Below are 4,162 nucleotides of genomic sequence, written 5' to 3'. Positions count from 1 at the left end.
AGAAAAAAGGCCGCTTTTAGCGACCCGCTTGTTCTATCCATTGTTTTGTTTTCATCAATTCATCCGGGAACGTCTTGAAATCTTTGAGCTTCCAAGTCCAGTTTTGATCTCCCACTGTGCCTGGCGAATTGATCCTTGCCTCTTCTTTATATCCGCAGATATCCCAGATCGGCAAGATCACAAGATTGGCTTTTGAATCCAGGGCAAAATGACAAACGATATCATAGAAAGCTCTTTCTTCATAGCCGCGCTTTTTAAAGAAGCGGCGCAAAGAGATCCGTCGATTGTTGTCATAATGAACATAATCCTGCATGATCGTGGCATTGTCATGCGTTCCCGTATATAAAACCTTATGCTGCGGAATCGGCTTCCTTAACTGCTTGGCCTCCATCTTAAACAACAGCACTTCCATGCCCGGGATCTTGTAGGCATCGGCCAGTTCCGTGACTTCCTTGCGGATCATTCCCAAGTCTTCCGCAATCAGTTCCACATCCGGACACGCCGCTAAGATCGCATCCAAAAGCTTTTCTGCCGGTCCTAAGATCCATTTGCCATCGATGGCCGTTGGACACTCGGCCGGAATCTTCCAGTAGGTATCAAAGGCGCGGAAGTGATCAATACGGATCTTGTCAAAGAAACGATTGGTCCAATGAACGCGCTGGCACCAGAATTGATAGCCGTCTTTTTCCTGCGCTTCAAAATCATAGATCGGCATGCCCCAGCGCTGCCCGGTCTTACTAAAATAATCCGGCGGACATCCGGCCACAAACTCCGGCTTTCCTTTTTGATCCAATAAGAACAATTCTTTGTTGGCCCAGACATCGGCACTGTCATAATCGACATAGAAAGGAATATCTCCCATAATTGCCAAACCTTTGGAGTGCGCATACATGACGATCTCACTCAGCTGCTTATAGAAAATAAACTGTAAGAAGCGCAGATAATCCATGCGTTCCTGATAATCCGCTAAGTCAATATCATGATCTTCCGGATAATTTCGATATTCCTCATCCCACTCATTCCAGCTGGCCCCATCATGGAGCTCATGGAAAAGCTGGAACGTGACCCAGTCTTCGAGCCAGAAGGCATCGCGCAAAAAGTCATTGTATTCTTCTTCATACGCATCAAAGACTTTCTTGAACGTCTTAAACGCCCGTTCAAAATATTTCTCTTTGAACTCACGAACCTGATCATAGTCCACATGATTTTTGAATTTATTACAATTGATCACGGAGCTCTGTGTCAACAGCCCCATCTCACTCAATCGATCGATATTGATATAAATGGGATCTCCCGCAAAACTCGAGAGATTCTGATAAGGGGAATGGGTAAACCCCGTCACTTGCAGCGGCAACATCTGCCAAACTTTATATCCGGCATCCGCTATACAATCAATCATTTTCAATGTCTTTGTTCCAAAGTCTCCAATTCCCTGATTGCCGGGTACCGAAAACATCGGGCATAAGATCCCTGCTTCTCGTTTCATTTTGTAACCCCTTTCAACATGACAATTTTAGCACATTTTCAAGGGATTTAAACAATTTTTCTAAAGAAAAAGGGCATTTGCCCTTATTCGATCGAAATCGGTGTATATCCGGCATCTTCTACCGCTTTATTCAAGATATCGTTGGCGATCTCTTGATCCATATGGATCACGGCACTCTTAGTTTCCAGATCCACATCTGCCTGTTTAACACCTTCCACACATTCCAGCGCCTTTTTGACATGAGCCACACAGTGCTGACACATCATGCCATCGACTTTCATTGTTTTTGTCATACTCTCTTCCTCCTTTTGTTCTATGACCTTTTCTTTTTTCTCAATTTGATCTTCCCACTGGACACTCGGTTTGAACCATCGCAAACGCAACGCATTCGTACATACACATACGGAACTCAGCGACATGGCCGCACTGCCGATCATCGGCGATAGACTCCATCCAAAGAAGGGATAGAACAAACCTGCCGCCAAAGGGATGCCCAAGGCATTATAGAAAAATGCCCAGAATAGATTCATATGAATATTGCGAATCGTTTTATGACTCAACTCAATAGCGGTGTTGACATCCAACAGCGAACTTTTCATCAAGATCACATCCGCACTGTCCGCTGCGATATCCGTACCGTTGCCAATCGCAATCCCGATATCCGCCCGCATGAGACTTGGTGCATCATTGATTCCATCGCCTACCATGATGACCTTATGCCCTTTGGCCTGCAGATCTCGGATCACACTTTCTTTATCGGCCGGCAAGACATCGCTGATCACTTGATCGATCTGCAGATCCTGCGCGATCGCTTTGGCCGTATTTTCATTATCTCCCGTCAACATCACGACTTGAAGATTCTTTTTCTTGAATTCCCGGATCGCCATGCGGCTAGATTCTTTGATCGTATCCGCTACACTGATCATTCCCTGGATCTTCTGATCCCGAACAAAGAGTAACGGCGTCCAGCCCGAATGCGATGCCTGCTCCATCGCCTCCAGGATCTTTTCCGGCAAGGCCACGCCTTCTTCCTGACAATACCGCTTATTGCCCGCAAGATACGTATGCCCCTGGCTAGTAGCTTTGATTCCTTTTCCAGTTACCGATTCAAACGTATCCATCGTCAAGAAATCAATATTTTGCGCTTTGACATATTCCACGACCGCCTGTCCTAGAGGATGCCCGCTGCCCGATTCCAGACCCGCGGCCCACGACAAGAATTCCTTTTCATCTCCTAATGAAAGGACATTTTGTACACTTGGTTTTCCGCTCGTGATCGTTCCCGTCTTATCCAAGACCACAGTATCCATATGCGCCAAATTTTCTAATGAGGCAGCACTCTTGACCAAGATTCCATACTCGGCCGCTTTACCGGTAGAGACCATGATGGCTACCGGCGTCGCCAATCCCAGAGCACAAGGACACGAGATCACCAGGACCGCTACCGCATTGGATAAACTAAATTCAATATCCTGTCCCAAAAGAGTCCAGATCAAGCCTGTCAAAACCGCGATTCCGATCACGACCGGCACAAAGATCCCGGCCACTTGATCCGCAATACGCGCAATCGGCGCTTTCGAGTTGCCGGCCTCATCCACCAATTGAATGATCTGTGCCAGCGTCGATTCTTCCCCGACCTTGGACGCTTCAAAGACAAAGGAGCCGTTTTGATTCAAAGTTGCCGAAAGAACCGGATCCCCCGTTTCTTTATCGACAGGAATACTTTCGCCGGTGATGGCACTTTGATCTACGACCCCGTTACCTGAGATCACGACCCCATCGGCCGGGATCCTGTCTCCGGGACGAATCACGATCTGATCCCCTTTGACCAGTTCTTCCGCCGGGATCATCACTTCAACCCCGCCGCGGATCACATTGGCCATCTTCGGCGTCAGATCCACCAATTTATCCAAGGCATCGCCCGTTTTTTTCTTAGAACGCGATTCCAAATATTTTCCTACACTGACCAAAGTCACGATCATGGCTGCTGATTCAAAATACATCGCATGCATCGAATGATGCACCATCTCCATATGACCATAACCAAAGCCATAGGCCATCTGATAGACCGCATAGAGTCCATACAGATAACTGGCCCCCGATCCAATCGCCACCAAAGAATCCATATTCGGTGCCCTATGCATCAGCGACTGAAATCCATGGATAAAGAAATGGCGCTGAATTCCTAAAATGATCGTCGCCAATAAAACCTGGCTCAAGGCCGACATCATCGCATTCTGTTCCCCCGATAAGATCGGAAGTCCCATCATCGGACCCATGGCAATCAACATCAAAGGGATCAACAATCCAACGGAAGTCATCAGCCGCACAAAAGCAGATCTTTGTTCCCTTTGCGCTTTTAACTGACGGTCATTCCATTCCTTTTGAAAAGAAGACTTTTCCTGTTGGGCCCCTTTTTCACTGGCCCCATAGCCAATCTGGGAAACCGCCTGGCAGATCCTTTGACTGTCGACTTTAGAATCATCAAAGGTAACCTTCATCGAATTCGACAATAAAGAAACATCGACATCTTCTACACCATCCAGTTTGGAAACAGCTCTTGTGACATTGGCTTGGCAAGCTGCACAAGTCATCCCCGTGACATCAAACTGCTTTTCCATCGTATCACCTCTATTTTAATTTCTTGATCAAAGTCAGCACTTCCTTCATGACTTC

2 protein-coding genes are annotated in these 4,162 nt (G+C 46.9%); both read right to left on the bottom strand.

Going from position 1 to position 4,162, the window contains the following annotated elements:
* Positions 1-16: 16 nt before the first annotated feature.
* Complete coding sequence (gene malQ / locus Q0J48_RS06680) at positions 17-1,486, bottom strand: 4-alpha-glucanotransferase (protein WP_296242715.1); 1,470 nt, start codon at positions 1,484-1,486, stop codon at positions 17-19.
* Between the two features lie 83 nt (positions 1,487-1,569).
* Positions 1,570-4,107: a heavy metal translocating P-type ATPase gene (locus tag Q0J48_RS06675; RefSeq protein WP_296242714.1), complete on the bottom strand. Its 2,538-nt coding sequence runs from the start codon at positions 4,105-4,107 to the stop codon at positions 1,570-1,572.
* Positions 4,108-4,162: the final 55 nt, after the last annotated feature.

The organism is uncultured Faecalicoccus sp. (genome assembly GCF_944325745.1).
GTDB lineage: Bacteria > Bacillota_I > Bacilli_A > Erysipelotrichales > Erysipelotrichaceae > Faecalicoccus.
This window is presented reverse-complemented; position numbering and strand designations above follow the sequence as displayed.